Origin of the sequence: Marinobacter sediminicola (genome assembly GCF_031157525.1) — a bacterium.
Taxonomy (GTDB): domain Bacteria; phylum Pseudomonadota; class Gammaproteobacteria; order Pseudomonadales; family Oleiphilaceae; genus Marinobacter; species Marinobacter sediminicola.
The window spans coordinates 392,864-410,307 of sequence record NZ_JAVIXR010000003.1 but is presented as its reverse complement, the minus strand read 5'-3'; the positions used below and the strand labels follow the sequence as shown (position 1 = coordinate 410,307).

The following is a 17,444-nucleotide window of genomic DNA, read 5'->3' as shown; positions in this document are numbered from 1 at the left end:
CAGGTTTCACATCACGTAGGTTGTTAACCAGCCTACTTCTAATCACCTTTTCTTAGTGTCCAATAAGGATCGACAAATTCCCCACCAGAGTGCTCCAAGTCTTCCTCGTACTCGCTCAAATCAACGTAGTCGCCATAACATTCAATTATCTGCGCCAGTAACTCCCTGTTAAGGCCAAAGCAGTAAACAACCTTTGCAGCGAGTTCCGGATCAGGCGATACGGTATCGAGGTACTCGTGCACCCAATGGTTTGTGGCCTTCCTGACACCCAACGATGGAAGCTCATAGGTATGCCACTGTTTATCACAGAGCACATGCATTTTCTCTATCGTGTCTTGTGTATACAGGCCGGCGTCTTCGTTTATCAAACGCGCGCACAATGAGCCGAACTCATCAGAATTCATAGAACCAATCTGCGCCCCATTACGCTTTTATTTCAGCTGCTGATCCGTTCTATCATTTTTTTCATCACGAATAGTAACCACAAGATCTTCCATGCTGTCCATCGCGTTCGAAAAAGCTGACGCTATATCCGCGATAGCACACCTTAACATCGCGATTGATTCGACACATTTTTGCCGGTCGCCTTCTTTAATAGACACATCAAGATCAGAAAGAATATTGCCAACGCCCTTAGTGCATCCATCGACATTTACTCGCCATCTACTGATGTCACATTCGTCGATGATTGTTTCGAAATCCTCCTTAACTTCTTCTGACACATCATCATTACCAGCCGGGAATTTTTCCGCAGCTAACACAAGCGCCTTCAATATTTCGGAATACAGGTCCTTATTCATAACTATCCGGTCAGCATTTGGCTATTGATCTACGTTTCCTCGTACTTCCGCACTAGCTCAACACCACTACTTTGATCATCTTCTATTTCACTTCCAACAGCACTTCAACTAACTGACCCGCGCCAAGCGAAACGTCGAAGTGTGTGTTTCCGGTCACTACACCGCCATACCGGAGCACAGCATCGCTTTCGTTTATCAGTGAGAAACTCACCGCCATATTCACCCAGGATACCGAAAGCTGTAATTCGTATACTCCGCCAAAAATAATCAAATTATCTTTGGTAACCTCAAACCGCTCTCCTTCGTTCGGTGCCTCGAGACTTAAAACCACTGTCTCCACGATATCGGCTTTACGGCAGTCAACTTGGGTTATTGTAATGACAACACTCATAAGAACCTCAGCGTCGAGATCAGCCTGCACCCCTTGGTTCAGGCGCTCACTCGGTTTCTAGCGTACCGTGCCAATAGGCAGCTGTTTCGCTACCTACCTTTAAAATTTGGTCTTTAGCCGCCGAGGCTGGCCAGAATTGCAGCAAATATCGCTGGCCGGATATTGGCACATCCACATCTTCATCATCTTCGGCGTAATCTCGATCCATTCCGGAAATGCTGTAGCGCACCCGATAATTTCCGGGTGGGAGGTCCAGGGCATAGGTTTCTTCGTGAGCCCATGAACACAGGCCTGTTTGGCTTTCCGGTACCTGCATGCTGCACTCGACGGCGTCTTCAAACGTCTCATCCACTGGAGGTTTCGACGAATGCAGGAGCACATCGATCAAGATGGTTCCGGTCTGCGGGCCTGCCACCAGAAAGAGCTTTCCTTTCTGGGCTCCACCACATAGCCCATTAGCCTGACCGCTGAAGGCCCGCTCAACTGACAGGTAGTCGCCTTCGTTTCGTGGAGTGACCTCATCCACATAAAACTGTCCATAGTTGATGCTTAATTGACCGGAGAATAACACCGTCGCATCCGCATGTTGCTTTGCCTCTGACAGAGCCGAGGCTTTCGCTCCCGACTGCTTACGCCCCTTCACCCGGGATTCAGCCAGAGCTTCTCGTAGATGGTGATAGCAATCATCAATAAGGCCTCGCAAGGTATCTGCGAAGTCAGCGGGTAGGGGTTCCCGGGTAACCGGGATCATTTCGTGGAAGTAAAGAAAGTTTAACGCCTCCTGCCCGATGACTTCGCATTTATACTTGGGAGTCTCGGTAAAAGCGTAGTCCATAATATTCTGATGGCTCTCAAAATCGCTCTGAAAGATCTCGTACCTGGTCATGGCGGACGTATAAAAATCGTCCTCATCCAACGCCGCAATAATACGGGATGCTTTATCGGGCTCGCTTGTCCGGTAAATGTGAGCCAGCAAAATCAGCCCATGGCCCACTGAACCCCAAAGGTCTCGGCGCCCTTCATCAGACCGCACATCAAAAACAAAGCTTTCGAGAAGCTCACGTGCCTGATCTACTTCACCCAAAGCAAACAGGTAGTTTGCCAGGCACACAGCATTATCCAGACACGCTTCACTCGTTAGCGAGAACTTCCTTTCGAGCTTTTTGGCCAGTGCTGCGGGAACTTTGTAGCCAAGGTCTTTATCTTTTGGAAGTGCAAGGCTCATCGTTTCTTACCTCCGGTCGGGAGGGTAAAGACAGGTTATTAAACAGCTTACTCTAAAGGATCTGCCCCTAGCAGTGCCTCTCTCCATTGCTTTAAATTGGCGGCCGTTACAGTCAGCTCATCGTTTTCATCAAATGTAATTCCATTACACGATTCACAAATAAAGGAGATAAACAAAACCGCTGCAGCCAAATCCATTTCGGTGTAATAACAGAGCTCCATCATTAGATCTCGACCTTCAAGCTGACTCCGCTCTACATCCCAAGCTTCAAGATCATCATCGTCAACTTCTTCAATAGAGAATTCAAAACCTGCATCTTCTCCATTGAGTTTTCCTGGCCAAAAGCCATCAACATCTGTTAATGACGAAGCTTTCTCCCACTCTTCCAGTTCTAAGCCTTTTTCCTGCAATCTCAAAACCGCATTATTCAAACCAGGAACCAAATCACTCTTTAAAAAAACCTGCAGTGCATCTGACATGATTATTGACCTGTTGCCAATTTTTTACTTTATCTCCACGCCAGGCTTTGGCAGGTGTCCGAAGTTCACCTCTTCGAAACTAGCGCGTAACCAGGCTCTTTCATCTCTTTCTTTCACTCAACAACTCGCTAAGGCTGCGCCTTTCGCGCTCAATCAAAACAGATAGCTCTGCCACTTCCGGCACAGCGGTATCTGGCATAAAGGCCTTCAGTAGCTGATGATAGTACGCAAAGAGCACTATTCTCGAATAATGACCCTGCTGCTTTTCCTTAACAGTGAGGTCCAGCACCTCTCCCGCTTGCGCTAACAGCTCGGCACCTTCACGCTCTTCTTTGTCAGCTTCTATCTCACCCCGAGCGTTTTCCAGCAGCCAGCCCAGGTCATTCGCGTCAAAGTTTTTACTGGTGATGATTTCAAGTGCTTTTGTTCGCAGGGAGTCGTCGCTGTGGGAGTCCGCATCATAGGCCAACAGCGCCAAACCGTCGCATTTGTGCCCCCATGCGTAGCTGTTGCTCTTATATGAAATATCGTAAATGAAGCTGTCCATATAACGCACAAAATTAGCCCGGGCAGTTAGTACCTGAAGGCAGCACGCCAATTCAATCGCCTTTTCAAGATCCCCGGATCGAGTCAGGTCAAAGCGCTTTTGCAACGATCCTGCGAGACTTACAACCGACTTTGGCAAGGCGAGATCATCGGGAATGCTTATTCTCATCTTCTATCTCGACCCCGGTATTCCGATAGTGGGCAAGTGGTGACTTGTTACAACGACCACATTTTTGTCCTTTACACGGCCTGAACGAATAGCTTTCGCGATAACACCGTATTGGATTCCAACATAACTATTCTGGCCGGCATTCACCCAACGTAATGACACCATCCCTAGACGATAACGCTGATAGCCACCTTCTTTCGAGCGATACATCGGATATTCGTCGCAGCTCTTTCCCGCGGGGGTCGCTCCTTGACAACTAGGCAGACCGCCCTGACGCTTGTACCATCTTCTTCCACCTTTGCTTCCCCCGACCCTCGAGTCATAGGTAAGCATGATAGAACTGGGAATTCGCATTTGTGCAGAACGGATATGATCAATCATATCTGGTGAATCGAAGCCTACAATTAGCAAATTAAACCTCATATTGCACCGATTCTTCTTACGAATACATTGGCGAAGTGTCTGTAACCCTAGCTTCGAGGTCACCCTCCCTACGGCCGGCAGAGTACCAATTACTGCTCGAGTTATAGCGCTTGAGAAGTTTGCGACACTGGTTGTTGCCAAACTAGCCCGTATATTTGATGCAGTTCCGAAGCTAGCAAGCCCAAAATGACCAGTCGGATCAATGTGGTTCACCGGGTCTGCATTAGTATAGATTTATGACCCAGCCATGAAGATCGTAGCCGAAGGCGGTTTTCTCCAGAAGCATCAAGCAGTTAAAGAGCATTGCGGCCAGGCGCGCACCCAGTCTAGTAAATTTTCGCCCTAGACGCACTTTTTCGCTTGGACATGGGGTGATGGGAGCCTGATAGCTTAGAATGCAAATTATTTTTTCAGAGTACGGTAAGTAAAGCCCAGCATTTGCTGGGCTTTACTTATCGGGAAAGCATCAACATTTGCGCATAATTATTGTCAACTCTTCTGAACTGAGATTAAAGATATCGATATATCTCTTCCCTGATAGCTCAAAGAAAAGGTCTCCCCCATCCATAGACAAGTCAATGAGCTTTTTCCCCTCTAAAGTAGATGCTTTCTTAGAATAAAAAAGATCGTCTTCATCCAAAACAGCATCATCCATTTCCATGTAAAAATCTATATTTGAAGCCCCCAATATTGTTTTCTTATCACTTCTAATCCGCCAACTTGCAGGAAGGTCAACAGAAAACTTATCTTCAAAATATAGCCTTAAAATATGACAGATCGATACAACTTCAACCTTACTTATTTTTAAGCCTACTAGCGGAGACAAATCATCAATTATTTCAGTCATTTTCACCTGCGTATATTCTGTTTATATAGTTCATTTTTTGGAAACAAATATTTCTATTATGTCTGTGCCAAAAACGCCCTGTAATTTCCGGTTCTTTTTCTTTGACGTGCCACGACCAGTTTTAAGGTCAAATGACAAAACTGCTTTGCCTCTAGCATCACGAACTTCTACATCAATACCCAAAGAGTTTTTAGCACGTTTCTTAACTTCACCTTTGCTACCTTTATCCCTGAATATTTCAGCATGGATTGTATAGCCATACTTTTTGTATTTTTTGTTGATTTTATCTATTAGCTTCTCGAATTCCTGATGCGCAGCGGTTCCTTTCGCTCCCGCATTCTTAAAGCCAGGCCCTGCTAGTTCTTGTACAAGAATATTCAACAAAGCTTCTTTGGCGAAGCCGATAACCTCCTCACCAATCAAACCAAATGCCTCCTTACCCGAGCCAGTAAGCACACGACTTAGCGCTGATCTACCAGCAGTAGTAGCCGAGGTTGAGAGAATCCCATTAACTCGTAATGTCGCGCCAATACTACTAAGGCCCATATTGCCAGACGGATCGGTATAGGTAACCGGATCAGCATTGGCATACAAATACTTGTTGAGTGTTATCGGTTGCGTCGGAAGCCCAGCCCACTTATCCACTTGCGTAAACCGCCCCTGGTCCTGGGCGTAGTACCTCGCCCGCAGATAGTACTGGCCTAGCGAGGCATCGTACTGCTCTCCAGTATAGAGGTAGCTGTTCTCGGTCGAGCCCTGGCTGTTCGCCAACACCCCGAACGCATCGTAATGGTAGCTGTCTGTTAAGGAGCCGGTTTCGTCCGCCAGTGCGCGGGTGGAGCCGTGGCCGTCGTACAGATAGTACGAGGTGATACCTCCACGAGTCTGGGAGACGAGGTCGTCGCCGTAAGTGTAGCTGACCTCCGAGCTTCCATTGGCGACTTCTGCCAGTACCTGTGCGTAATCGCGGTTGCTGTCCACGACATATCGAGTGGTTTGGCCGCCGTTCGATTTGCGGGTACGGATGCCATCGGCGTTGTAGCCGAAAGTGACTGTTGCGCTCGGTGTCTGTGCTTCGGTCAGGCGGTTGGCGCCGTCGTAGCGGTACCTGGTCACCACACCTGCATCCGTTTCGGTCAACGTGTTGCCATTGGCATCGTAGGTGAACTGGACAGCACCCTGGGCCGTCAGGCGATCGTTGTCATCGTAGGTGTAGCTGGTGTGCACACCATCAATGATGCTGTAGGTCCGGTTTCCAACCTTGTCATGCTGGTATTCAGCACTGTAATTGCCATTGATTGGGTCTGTCACCAGTTCCCTGGTCAGCCGGTACAGTTGGTCATAACTGTAAAGAGCCACCCGCCCATTGTGGCGTTCCTCAACGCTGGTCCGCCGCCCGGTTGCATCCAGCGTATAGCGGTAGTCTGCCAATACCTGATTCAGGGCGTTGGTGGTGGTCAGCACCGTCAGGCGATTAAGTGCGTCATAGTCATAGGTGGTCTCGTTTCCATTTGGATAAGTGACCGACTTGCGATTGCCCGCAGCGTCGTAGGTATAGGTAGTCGTGCCCTCACTGTCGGTTACTGTTTGCAGCCGATTAAGAACATCGTAGGTGTAATTGGTTGTGACCGAATCACCACCTGCCAGAACTGTCACTCTCGTCCGGTTACCGGCGTTGTCGTACTGGTACTGTATTACCGAACCACCAGGCTGGGTTTCTTCCGTCAGGCGTCCCATGTTGTCGTAAACGTACTGGGTCGTACCTTCCGTTGAAGTAGCCGTCAGCCGGTTGCCTACTGCATCGTAGGTGTAACTTTCCTCATCTCCACTGGCATAGCGGATTCTGACCAGGCGACTGCGTGAATCGTAGGAATAGCTGGTGGTGTCACCGTTAAAGTCAGTATGACTTACGCGGTTGCCTCCGATGTCATAGACAGAGGTTTCCGTTTGAGCCATTGGCAGCGTCCGGCTCAGTTCGCGCCCCTCACTGTCGTAGGTCCAGCGGGTTGTCCGGCCTTCAGCATCCGTCTGGGTGAGCTTATTACCGGCCGCATCGTAGGTGTACGCGGTTTCTCCACCCGTGGCATCGGTTACCTTGGTAAGGCGGCCAAGCGCATCATACTGATATTCCGTTTTGCGGCCCCTCTGGTCTGTCTCCGATAGCAGCCGGCCCATAGCGTCGTAGTTGGAAAGCAACTCCGTGCCATCATGGAAGCGCGTGCTGATACGTTGATCCAGAGTGTTATAGGTATACGTTGTGGTGTGGCCACGGGCATCCGTTTCGCTCGCCAGGTTGCCATCGGCATCGTAGCTGAAGCTGTGTCGGTTACCGAGAGCATTGATTACCGCGGTCCTGCGCCCGGCTGCGTCGTACTCGTACTGAGTAACCTTGCCCAGGCCGTCAGTTTCCCGGATTACCCGTCCGACGGCGTCATAGTCGGTACTGGTATGGCTACCATCCGGATAGACTGTGCGGACAACCCGGTTCAGAGCATCGTAAGCATAGGTGGTGGTCCGGCCCAAGGCGTCGGTTTGCGACACCAGGTTTCCTTCCCCGTCATAGGCTTTGGTTTCAATGGAGCCGTCAGGGTGTAACGTCTCGACCAATCGGCCATAGGCGTCGTACCGGTATTCGGTCCGGTTTCCACGGCCATCAACCGTCGCCGTTTCATTTCCGGCCAGGTCGTACTCGGTAGCGGTCGTACTACCATCTGGGTAAACCGTCTCAGTTACCTGACCATTGGCGTTGTATACGTAAGAAGTTACATCATCAACGGTAGCGCCACCGACAGTCCGGGAGCGTGTTTCGGTCAGCACGTTGCCGTTAGCGTCGTAGTTATAACGCGTGGTGTTGCCCAGCGGATCTGTTTCCGTCAGCTTGTTGCCATCACTGTCGTAGGTGTAATTGGTGGCGTTGCCGCTCAGATCAGTACTGCGGGTCACGAGCCCCTTGGCATTAATATTATTGCCGGCAATATTGCCTTCAGGATCGGTCACACTCAGCAGGTTGCCTACGGTGTCGTAGGTATTCCGGAACAGGTTCCCACGAGCATCCTGAATGGTCAGTTCCTGGCCACGGCTGTTATACGTAAACGCGACCGTATTCCCCAGTTCATCCGTGGCGCTAAGCTGATTATTGCGCGCATCAAAATTCGCTTGGGTGGTGTTACCCATGGGATCCACCTGGCTGATCTGGTTACCTTGAGCATCGTATGCGTAGTTCCAGGTGTTCCCGGCGGCATCCACCTGGGTAGTAACGTTACCGTGCTCGTCGTAGTAGTAGAAGGTGGTGTAGCCATTGCGGTCGGTGACGCTGGACTGCCGGCCTTCTACATCATGGTTGAACTCGGTGCGATTGCCTTCGTTGTCTTCCTGGGCAATCAGGCGGCCGCTTTCATCAAAGATGTTGCGAACCATGCGCCGGCCCATGGGGTCAATAATGTCCAGCAGGCCATGGCTGCGATTGTAGGTGTATTGGGTCGCGTTACCCATGGCATCGGCACTGGCGACGAGGTTGTTTTCGCCGTCATAGCTATAGACCAGCCGCTCTCCACCTGGCTTCACAATAGCGGTAATACGACCCTCACTATCCCGTTCGAAAACGACGGACTTTCCGCTTGAATGGAAGATTCCATTTTGGGTGTAGGTCAGCGTATTGCCGTTGGGGTCCGTCACCTTCTCGATGCCGAACGTCTGGTCGAGGGTATACTTGTAGCCGGTCTCTGTGGTCAGTTCATACCGGCTCGGATCCACAGGATTCGAGTAGTAGCCATTTTCCACCAGGCTGTCGCCCATGAAGTAGGCATTGTTGTCGTTCAAAGCCCGAAGGGTCGACCGGGTGTCACCAACCGGCGTGAACTTGAGAGTCACATCCCGAATAACGGTTAAGGTATTGCAGGAAGGCGACGCTGAGGTCTCGAATTTCTCCACATCACCGCCAGGCAGCGTGATGGTAATCACTGGCGCACCCAGGGGCTCGATACAGAAATCGGTTAGCATTCCCATGGGGCCACTTCGGTACTCGTTCAGTGCCCAGTAGCGACCTGGGACCCTGGATTCTTCTACTTTTATGTCCTGATAGCCCACGCTCCAGCCGTGGCCGAAATCCAGTGCTTCATTGCGTCTGCGACTATCATAAGTCCGGGTCACCTGAATGGGGATGCCTGCCAGCGGAACCTCCAGATCCTGCAAGGTTATGCTGAAGTTACCAACCTTAAGGTCGCCCTCAACCTGAAGAGACATCATGTCAGAAGCTGAGAGGTTATTAACATCGATCGCAATGATGGCCAGGTCGTACTGGCCATTGGTCAGCATCGTGGGATCAAAAGTCGCAACGGCAGCCGAATTCTGGTTGGCATCGCCCTTGGCAATCACCTGCCACTGGTCGGTACCGGATGGCGCAACAAGCACTTCATAACCGGCAAGGTTGTCGTCAGTGATGGTGGCAATGATTTCTGTGGGTGCAGTGACAACGGTGCCGTCAGTTGGCCCCTCCAGTGTTACCACAGGACTGGCCGTATCGCCGGGATCGCGCACAGTCACTGTTGCGGTGGTTGTTACTGAGGTTTCAGTGTCACTCACCGTGGCGGTAATAATCTTTACGCCCGTGCCGACGGCGGTCCACATTGCTTCTCCGCTGCCATTGACAGGCAGAGGGGTACCATCAACATTCAAGTTTATTGTGCGCTCACCTTTACCGCCGGTGACTATCGTCAGAATGGATACGATATCGCCTTCATCTACCGTTTGAGGGGAGGCGGTCAGCTCAACCTGCAACGGCTGTATGGCTTCAACAACTTCAATAGCGACATTCTGGTAGGAGCGCTCCTTCCCGTCGTCGGCAAAAAATCTTACGTTCTGAATTCCAACCTGCGCAGACGCGGGCGACCAAGCTACCAAACCGGACGTATCTACTGTCATCCCGGCCGGCATGCTGACAGTCCCAAACGTGACGGCATCACCATCAGCATCCGTGGCCATCAACTGATAGCTGTAAGTTTCGCCAACCACGACCGATGTCGGTGCTGCACTGGTGATGACAGGCGCAACATTGGGCCGCTCTGTGACAACAACCGTAAAGCTCTGGCTGGCACTGCCACCCTTGCCGTCGCTAACAAGCACCCTGACCGAATGATTGCCAAGCTGAGAGGGGGAAGGCACCCATGAAACGACACCAGAATCTGCCGCTATGGCCATACCAGCAGGCGCCTGAGGCAGGCTGTAGGTCAGAGCATCGCCATCATCATCGCTGGCAATCACCTGATAGGCATAGGCGCTACCAAGCTCCACACTTGGTGCAGGAGCAGACGTAATCACAGGGGCCGTGTTCTTTTCCGTCACAACCAGATCAAATGCCTGCGAAACCCACGCACCTCTGTCGTCTTCTACAACAACAGTAACCGGGTGGGAGCCAACCTGAGCCGTTGATGGAGCCCAGCTTACCGTGCCGCTTTCTGAAACCGACATGCCAGCTGGTGCTTTACTCAAACGATAAACAAACGCATCACCGTCCGGATCGGAAGCGATTACGGAGTATTGATAGAGCTCTCCCGCAAATACAGTCGTCACGGGCACTGAATCGATAATGGGCGGGTTCCCGCTAACAACAACCTCAACCTGGAAGGTCTGCGTATCTGACTGGCCAGCGGCGTCTTCCACCTTGACTTCAACTGCGCTTACGCCAATTTGACCCGATGTCGGTGTCCAGCTTAACTGGCCGCTATTCGCATCAACTGTCATGCCAGACGGACCACTAATCAGCGCATAGCTGAGCGAATCACCGGCATCAGGATCATGAGCCTCAATCAGGTAGTTGTATTCAACCCCGGTGGCTGCATTAGCGATCGGTGTCGAGATGATTGTTGGAGCACGATTAACGGCAGTAACTTCAATGCTGAACGACTGTTCGTCCGACAGTCCTGAAGGATCTTCCACAGTTACAGACACAGGATTCTGGCCGGCCTGACTGTCTGCCGGTGTCCAGCTTATAACGCCCGTCGCCGAATCAATGAGCATTCCTGCAGGGGCGGTACCAAGAACATAAATCAGCGTATCGGTCGGATCCGGATCAGCTGCTTTTACGGCGTACTCATAGGCTTGGCCAACACGGGCAAAGCCCACGGGCGAAGACGTGATCCTGGGTGCTTCATTGACTTTTGCTACCTGGATAGTCCACAGCTGCGTCGCCCTCAGGCCCAGGGGGTCTTCTACGCCGATGACGATTTGTTGATTGCCCACATCATCGCGGCCAGGGGTCCATTCCACGAGACCTGTATTGCTATCAATCTGCACACCCACAGGCGCAGAATCGAGGTGATAACTCAGTGCATCTCCATCCGGATCCGAGGCGAGGATCTGATAGATATAGCCTACGCCCTGTGTAGCGCTTTCAGACGGGGTACTGGAAATGACAGGAGCATGGTTCACTGGCTCGGGACGATCACGCATGTGCCGCGGAACTGCCGATACCACGCCAGACTCACAGACAGCGGCGCCAGCAGCATCCATTTCGGCAATGCGGTAATAGTAGGTGTTGTTGTTCTGCACACCAGTATCAAGATAGGTTGAATAGCGGTTAGTGGTCGTCACCAGTTCTTCGAAAGGACCATCGGCAGCATCCGAACGCTGAACGGCGTAATGATGGGCGCCGGTATCCGACCACATGACCTGAACACGACCGGTCTTCGCCCGAGTGCGAACATCGCTGACGCACTCCCGGACGGTGACGCGATCACTGCCCGACACACCTGAAAGCCTCGGTGCGTAAGTTTCAAAATCGTAGGCACCCAGCACATGCCCGGTCACCGTCATATTGAACAGGCGGGATTCCCCTGACGGAACATCCTCACAACCTTCAGCTGAAGCGCATTCGTAAGAAACCGCAATGCCGGATGTATCACCACGAGCCTGCAGCTCAAGATTAACGCGAGAGGTCACGGTACCGACTGAACTGAGAATGGCATCAACCATGGCCGCATGGCTCTGAACGCCATTGACAAGCACACCACCCGTTGCGGTGACAATATCAGTTGCCTGGTTGCTCGAATCGATTCCCTGTCCCGAACCACGGGTGTTCACCGCGGCGACAGAAACGCCGTTCACCTCAAGAGCGGATATGACCTCCTCCGCGCTGACGGTAGATGTGTGGGAATGGACATCCCCAAACCACACTATGATCTTCGCTGCACCATCACGCCATCCGGTGTCAGCGCCTGTTGAATAAGCTCGGTCGGTAGAGCCCTCACCATCAGTGGCGGCGCCAGATGTTGCCACCTGGTGGAGTGCAAAGAAATTCGCTTCTGCAGCGTCTCCGCCACCCCGGGCGTACCACTGATTGATCGCTGCCTGAACATCGTCTTTGTTTTCAGTAACCGGCTGGAGAAGCTGATAGGCACGGTCGGCCGCATTAGCAGCAGACCCGAACTCTCGAGGATCACCCAGATAACGCCCAACCCCAAAGGCAACGTCTACCCCTTCGAATCGTTGGTCCCCTCCTGCAATCGCATCCAGAATTGCCCGTGCGTTATCCTTAACGGCTTTAACGGCCCCCCCCATACTGCCCGTGTTGTCGGCCAGGAAAACCACATCCACACGGTTAGCGGCAGGCCCGGATTCGCTTAGTGTGATAGAGCGCTGCACCGTAACACTTTGTCCCTGCGCGATAGAGACGTTTATGGCATCAGGTGATAGCAATGCGGCCCGTAGCAAGCCCATAGGAGCTGCCAGCAACATTGCAAATACAACAAACGATCGGAAAGAAGTCAGGGTGAGCATTATTAACGTCCTTGTCATCAGGCGAATGCCAGCCAGGCGCAAAGGCGTCACCCGGCGGATTGCATTATCTTCTTGGTGTCATCTCAGGCAGGTGTGTAACGCAAACGTCGTGTCGATACGGCTATCAGGCCCAGCGCCATCAATACCAGGGAACCAGGCTCAGGAACTGTAACTGGCACGTCCGCCCCGAAGATCTCCAGGGAACTCCAGAAGTACACCGATGCAGCGTCGTCGAAGCCTGGGCCAGTCTGGGGGTCTACATGTTCAAGATAAAAGCCGGAGGTTGCCAGCATGTCGCTCAGCGTCAGTGTGATGAGTGCCGTTTCACCTTGTGCAAGGTCAAAGTTCCAGCCTAGAGCAAGAGACACATCATCCGGGCGGTCAGATGGGAGGTGGTTAGTATTGTCCAAAGCGCCCGCAATCACGTTGTCATAGATAGTGCCAAACGCATAACCCGGCTCGTCAATCTGCCAGCTCTGACCACTAGCAACGGCCCCGTGAGCTAAGCCATATTCGTTAAGGTAGGTATTCAGGTGGGCATCAAAATCCAGATCCAGGAACCCGATCCATGAGTGATTTCCCGCGCCAGACAGCTCAAAGGACAAAGAACCCAGACCGGTCGAAGGGTCCAGGAAGCCATCTCCCGGCATCGCATTACCCAAGTATGCCTCGGAGACTACGCCATCAATATTGAATGCCCAATCTGTGAAATTGATCACAGCAGCATGAGCGGATAACGCAGGTACTAGAAGGCTGGCAGAAAGCACAGTCCTGGCAAGCAGATTTGAAAACATAGTCTGTTAACATTCCTTGTTCGTAGAAAAGTTAAATCCTGTTAACTCTACGCACATATTATTACATAATTTTACATAAGGGAATAAGAGCCGCTCTTTTACACACCGCCTTCTTCGAAACTCCACCAGAGGCCAAGCTTTAGTCGCCGAAGAAGGCCGTGTGCTGCAGATTTATTCCACCGTCACGCTCTTTGCGAGGTTTCTGGGCTGGTCCACATCTGTGCCTTTAAGCACGGCAACGTGATATGACAACAACTGTAACGGCACGGTATATACAATCGGTGCGGTGATTTCGTGTACTTCCGGAAGTTGAATCACGTGGATGTTATCTTCCGGCTTTATGTTCGCCGCACGATCTGCAAACACGAATAGTTCACCGCCTCTGGCGCGAACTTCTTCGAGATTCGATTTCAGCTTCTCGGCCATGTCATTATTGGGGGCGACGGTGACTACCGGCATCTCGCTGTCTACCAATGCCAACGGGCCATGCTTCAACTCGCCTGCGGGATAGGCTTCTGCGTGGATGTAGGAAATTTCTTTTAGTTTCAGAGCACCTTCCATGGCTACGGGGTACTGAGATCCACGGCCCAGGAACAGGGAGTGGTTTTTATCCATGAAACGCATGGATATGTCAGCAATTTCAGCTTCCAGTGCCAACACGTCATTTACCTGGCCGGGTACCAGATGAAGGGCTTTCACGATGTCTGCTTCACGCTCTTCGCTTAAGCCGTTTTTACGTGCCAGCGCGAGTGTAAAAATTAGCAGCGCTGTTAGCTGTGTCGTAAAGGCTTTAGTGGAAGCAACGCCAATTTCGGGGCCCGCCTGGGTCATGATGACCAGATCAGATTCTCTTACCAGCGTGCTGCCCGGCACATTACAAATAGCCAGTGCCGCGCGGAAGCCGGCTTTTTTGGCTTGGCGCAGTGCTGCCAAGGTGTCAGCTGTTTCACCAGATTGGGAAATACACAAAAACAACGTGTCTTTCTGGATCACATGTTTGCGGTAACGGAATTCGGAGGCAACCTCCACTGAACAGGGTATGCCTGCCAAATCTTCAATCCAGTAACGCGCTACCATCCCCGCGTGATAACTGGTGCCACAGGCAATGATCTGTACGTGACGAACGTCTTGCAGCAGGTTTCCCGCTTCGGTACCAAGCGCTTGTTCCAGAACATGGCTGCCGGTTACGCGGCCTTCAATAGTGGCCTTGATAACTCTGGGCTGCTCATGAATTTCCTTGAGCATGTAGTGGCGGTATTCGCCTTTGTCTGCTGAGTCAGCGGCATGTTCGAACCGATTGACCGCACGCTCAACAGGTTTACCGTCGCGATTGTGAATCTCGATGCGATCCTTGCGAATATCCGCAAGGTCGCCTTCTTCCAGAAACATGAAGCGGTCAGTAACAGGCAGCAGTGCAAGCTGATCAGACGCAATGAAGTTTTCACCGATACCTACGCCAATAACCAGCGGGCTACCTTCGCGGCAAACCACCATGTGCTCCGGCTCGTCGGCGTGCACCACGGCCAGCGCATAAGCTCCACGCAGCCGTGTAACCGAGACTTTCACCGCATCGTACAGTTTGCCCAGCTCGCGATAGTTTTTCTCTATCAAGTGCACAACAACTTCGGTGTCGGTCTCAGAGGTAAATTTGTAGCCGTCGGCTCTCAACTCCTCACGCAGTTCCTGATAGTTCTCGATGATACCGTTGTGCACGATTGCAAGGCGGTCACCAGACATGTGCGGGTGAGCATTGAGCTGTGACGGCACGCCGTGGGTTGCCCAGCGAGTGTGAGCGATGCCCAGATAGCCGGTGAGCGGGCTGGCGTCAATGGCGGCCGCAAGCGAGGCGACCTTGCCCACTTCCCGGGCGCGCTGAACGGCACTCTTGCCATCCAGAACGGCCATGCCGGCAGAATCGTATCCCCGGTATTCCAAGCGGCGCAGGCCCTCAAGAAGAATGCCCTGAACGTCCCTTTCCGAAACTGCACCTACAATGCCACACATGCTGTTTGTCCTGTTCGTGATAAAAAATCGTGATAAAAATTAGAACGAAAATCCGGTCAGTGTTTTTCCGGCTTTTGCCAACCGGAGATGTTGCGCTGGCGACCGCGTGCCACGGCCAGTTGCTGCTCAGGCACATCCTTGGTGATCGTAGAGCCTGCCCCTACGGTGGCACCCTCCGCAACGGTAACCGGTGCCACAAGCGAACTGTTTGAGCCCACAAACACGCCGTCACCCAACACGGTTTTATATTTGTTCACGCCATCATAGTTACAGGTAATAGTGCCTGCGCCCACGTTTACGTTAACGCCCAGCGTAGCATCACCCACGTAACTCAGGTGGTTAATTTTGCTGCCTTCACCCACGATGGTGTTTTTTGTTTCAACAAAATTCCCTACCTTGGTGCTGGCCGCCAATTGCGTGCCCGGACGCAGGCGAGCAAATGGTCCAACCTTGGCATTTGGGCCCACACTGCTTTGCTCAATGACGCTGTGAGCATATATATGGACGCCATCGGCAATGCTGCTATCGGTGATTACACACCCGGGACCAATGGATACATGGCTGCCCAAGGTAACCTTCCCGTTGAAGACTACGTTCACATCAATCAGAACGTCGTTACCAATGGTGAGTTCACCGCGCACATCCACTCGCGACGGGTCAGCCAGGGTGGCGCCTTCCGTCATCAAACGTTCGGCTTCCCGGCTTTGGTACCAACGCTCGAGCTCGGCCAGTTGCAGACGATTGTTCACACCCTGAACTTCGAACGGATTGCCCGGCTGAGCCACGTTCACCTTCATGCCAGCTTGAACGGCCATGGCGATAATGTCGGTCAGATAGTATTCGCCCTGGGCATTGCTGCTTGAGAGCTGGGGAAGCCAGGATTTCAAGTGGCGCGCACTGACCGCAAGAATGCCCGTGTTAACCTCATTAACCGCCAACTGTTCCGCGCTGGCGTCTTTCTGTTCAACGATGGCGGTAACCTGCCCCCCTTGATCGCGCAAAATACGGCCATAACCCTGGGGGTTATCCAGGGTCACGGTTAACAACCCGAGGGTGGTCTCGTCCAGATCCTGTACTAATCCCTGCAGGGTTTGTGCAGTGGTCAGGGGTACGTCGCCATAAAGCACCAGAACCCTGGCGTCGTCGGGTAGCTCAGGCAGTGTTTGGGCAACCGCGTGGCCAGTTCCCAACTGCTGCTCCTGCATCACCCAGCTAACGCTGTATGCGGTGGAAGCCGCTTTTACCTGATCAGCACCATGGCCGACCACACCATGAACTTTTTCGGCGCCCAATGTCTGGGCAGTCTCGATCACGTGATGGAGCATCGACCGCCCTGCCACCTTGTGCAGTACCTTCGGCAACGATGATTTCATCCGTGATCCCTGGCCAGCAGCCAGGATTACAACGTGCAACGGTGACATGGGGCAACAACTCCCTTACGTGGTCTGGGTTCTATATCAATGGTAGTTCACACAACAAAAAAGCCGCACCTCGGAATGGAAGGATGCGGCTTCTTCGATGCAAGCTCTCGCAATCTGTTCTATCGAACGTTTTTGCGCAGCTTTTGCAGGGTGCGTAGCTGAGCAGACGCTTCGGCCAGCTCTGCAGCCGCACGATAGTACTCAAACTCACCCGTCTTGTTCGCCAATGCGGCTTCAGCGTCTTTTTGAGCCTGCACGGCGGCAGCCTCATCAACGTCTTTCGCACGCACCGCTGTATCGGCCATCAGGGTCACAAGGTTTGGCTGCACTTCCAGGTATCCCCCGGAAACGTAGAGGATTTCCTCTTCGCCACCTTGTTTGATGATCCGGACTGCCCCCGGCTTAAGCGCGGACAGCAGCGGAGCATGGCCAAACTGAATGCCCAACTCACCCTCGGTGCCGGTAGCGATAAGCATCTCTACCAGACCGGAGTAAATTTTCTTCTCAGCGCTTACGACGTCACAATGTACAGTCATAGCCATATCTCTAAGCCTCTTGGGTCAGAAATTGAA

13 protein-coding genes are annotated in these 17,444 nt (G+C 52.2%); all 13 read right to left on the bottom strand.

Annotation, left to right across the window (positions count from 1 at the left end; all coding sequences use genetic code 11):
- Nucleotides 1-38: 38 nt before the first annotated feature.
- The gene (locus RG807_RS06735) at nt 39-404 is read right to left on the bottom strand and encodes a hypothetical protein (RefSeq protein ID WP_309044202.1); all 366 of its coding nucleotides are present in this window, start codon (nt 402-404) and stop codon (nt 39-41) included.
- A 27-nt stretch (nt 405-431) separates the two neighbouring features.
- Nucleotides 432-800, bottom strand: coding sequence for a hypothetical protein (locus RG807_RS06730; RefSeq protein ID WP_309044201.1), 369 nt, complete (start codon nt 798-800; stop codon nt 432-434).
- 82 nt (nt 801-882) lie between these two features.
- Nucleotides 883-1,191: a hypothetical protein gene (locus tag RG807_RS06725; RefSeq protein ID WP_309044200.1), complete on the bottom strand. Its 309-nt coding sequence runs from the start codon at nt 1,189-1,191 to the stop codon at nt 883-885.
- A 46-nt stretch (nt 1,192-1,237) separates the two neighbouring features.
- Nucleotides 1,238-2,416, bottom strand: a complete 1,179-nt coding sequence (locus RG807_RS06720; RefSeq protein WP_309044199.1) for a hypothetical protein — start codon at nt 2,414-2,416, stop codon at nt 1,238-1,240.
- A 47-nt stretch (nt 2,417-2,463) separates the two neighbouring features.
- On the bottom strand, nt 2,464-2,895 hold the full coding sequence (locus RG807_RS06715) for a hypothetical protein (protein ID WP_309044198.1): 432 nt from the start codon (nt 2,893-2,895) through the stop codon (nt 2,464-2,466).
- Between the two features lie 100 nt (nt 2,896-2,995).
- Nucleotides 2,996-3,610: a hypothetical protein gene (locus tag RG807_RS06710; RefSeq protein ID WP_309044197.1), complete on the bottom strand. Its 615-nt coding sequence runs from the start codon at nt 3,608-3,610 to the stop codon at nt 2,996-2,998.
- Nucleotides 3,611-3,613: 3 nt separating this feature from the next.
- The gene (locus RG807_RS17785; RefSeq protein WP_435404660.1) at nt 3,614-3,943 is read right to left on the bottom strand and encodes a NucA/NucB deoxyribonuclease domain-containing protein; all 330 of its coding nucleotides are present in this window, start codon (nt 3,941-3,943) and stop codon (nt 3,614-3,616) included.
- Nucleotides 3,944-4,499: 556 nt separating this feature from the next.
- The gene (locus RG807_RS06705; RefSeq protein ID WP_309044196.1) at nt 4,500-4,880 is read right to left on the bottom strand and encodes a hypothetical protein; all 381 of its coding nucleotides are present in this window, start codon (nt 4,878-4,880) and stop codon (nt 4,500-4,502) included.
- 30 nt (nt 4,881-4,910) lie between these two features.
- Nucleotides 4,911-12,653, bottom strand: coding sequence for a putative Ig domain-containing protein (locus RG807_RS06700; RefSeq protein WP_309044195.1), 7,743 nt, complete (start codon nt 12,651-12,653; stop codon nt 4,911-4,913).
- 83 nt (nt 12,654-12,736) lie between these two features.
- Nucleotides 12,737-13,447 (bottom strand): PEP-CTERM sorting domain-containing protein, encoded by a 711-nt coding sequence (locus RG807_RS06695; protein WP_309044194.1) that lies wholly within the window; start codon nt 13,445-13,447, stop codon nt 12,737-12,739.
- 171 nt (nt 13,448-13,618) lie between these two features.
- Nucleotides 13,619-15,451 (bottom strand): glutamine--fructose-6-phosphate transaminase (isomerizing), encoded by a 1,833-nt coding sequence (gene glmS, locus RG807_RS06690; protein WP_309044193.1) that lies wholly within the window; start codon nt 15,449-15,451, stop codon nt 13,619-13,621.
- 56 nt (nt 15,452-15,507) lie between these two features.
- Complete coding sequence (glmU, locus tag RG807_RS06685; RefSeq protein ID WP_309044192.1) at nt 15,508-16,872, bottom strand: bifunctional UDP-N-acetylglucosamine diphosphorylase/glucosamine-1-phosphate N-acetyltransferase GlmU; 1,365 nt, start codon at nt 16,870-16,872, stop codon at nt 15,508-15,510.
- A 119-nt stretch (nt 16,873-16,991) separates the two neighbouring features.
- Nucleotides 16,992-17,414, bottom strand: a complete 423-nt coding sequence (locus RG807_RS06680; protein ID WP_298451569.1) for a F0F1 ATP synthase subunit epsilon — start codon at nt 17,412-17,414, stop codon at nt 16,992-16,994.
- Nucleotides 17,415-17,444: the final 30 nt, after the last annotated feature.

Coding starts and splice junctions, on each gene's coding strand:
- RG807_RS06735 (WP_309044202.1), bottom strand. CDS start 404: ATGAATTCTGATGAGTTCGGCTCATTGTGCGCGCGTTTGATAAACGAA.
- RG807_RS06730 (WP_309044201.1), bottom strand. CDS start 800: ATGAATAAGGACCTGTATTCCGAAATATTGAAGGCGCTTGTGTTAGCT.
- RG807_RS06725 (WP_309044200.1), bottom strand. CDS start 1,191: ATGAGTGTTGTCATTACAATAACCCAAGTTGACTGCCGTAAAGCCGAT.
- RG807_RS06720 (WP_309044199.1), bottom strand. CDS start 2,416: ATGAGCCTTGCACTTCCAAAAGATAAAGACCTTGGCTACAAAGTTCCC.
- RG807_RS06715 (WP_309044198.1), bottom strand. CDS start 2,895: ATGTCAGATGCACTGCAGGTTTTTTTAAAGAGTGATTTGGTTCCTGGT.
- RG807_RS06710 (WP_309044197.1), bottom strand. CDS start 3,610: ATGAGAATAAGCATTCCCGATGATCTCGCCTTGCCAAAGTCGGTTGTA.
- RG807_RS17785 (WP_435404660.1), bottom strand. CDS start 3,943: ATGCTTACCTATGACTCGAGGGTCGGGGGAAGCAAAGGTGGAAGAAGA.
- RG807_RS06705 (WP_309044196.1), bottom strand. CDS start 4,880: ATGACTGAAATAATTGATGATTTGTCTCCGCTAGTAGGCTTAAAAATA.
- RG807_RS06700 (WP_309044195.1), bottom strand. CDS start 12,653: ATGCTCACCCTGACTTCTTTCCGATCGTTTGTTGTATTTGCAATGTTG.
- RG807_RS06695 (WP_309044194.1), bottom strand. CDS start 13,447: ATGTTTTCAAATCTGCTTGCCAGGACTGTGCTTTCTGCCAGCCTTCTA.
- glmS (WP_309044193.1), bottom strand. CDS start 15,451: ATGTGTGGCATTGTAGGTGCAGTTTCGGAAAGGGACGTTCAGGGCATT.
- glmU (WP_309044192.1), bottom strand. CDS start 16,872: ATGTCACCGTTGCACGTTGTAATCCTGGCTGCTGGCCAGGGATCACGG.
- RG807_RS06680 (WP_298451569.1), bottom strand. CDS start 17,414: ATGGCTATGACTGTACATTGTGACGTCGTAAGCGCTGAGAAGAAAATT.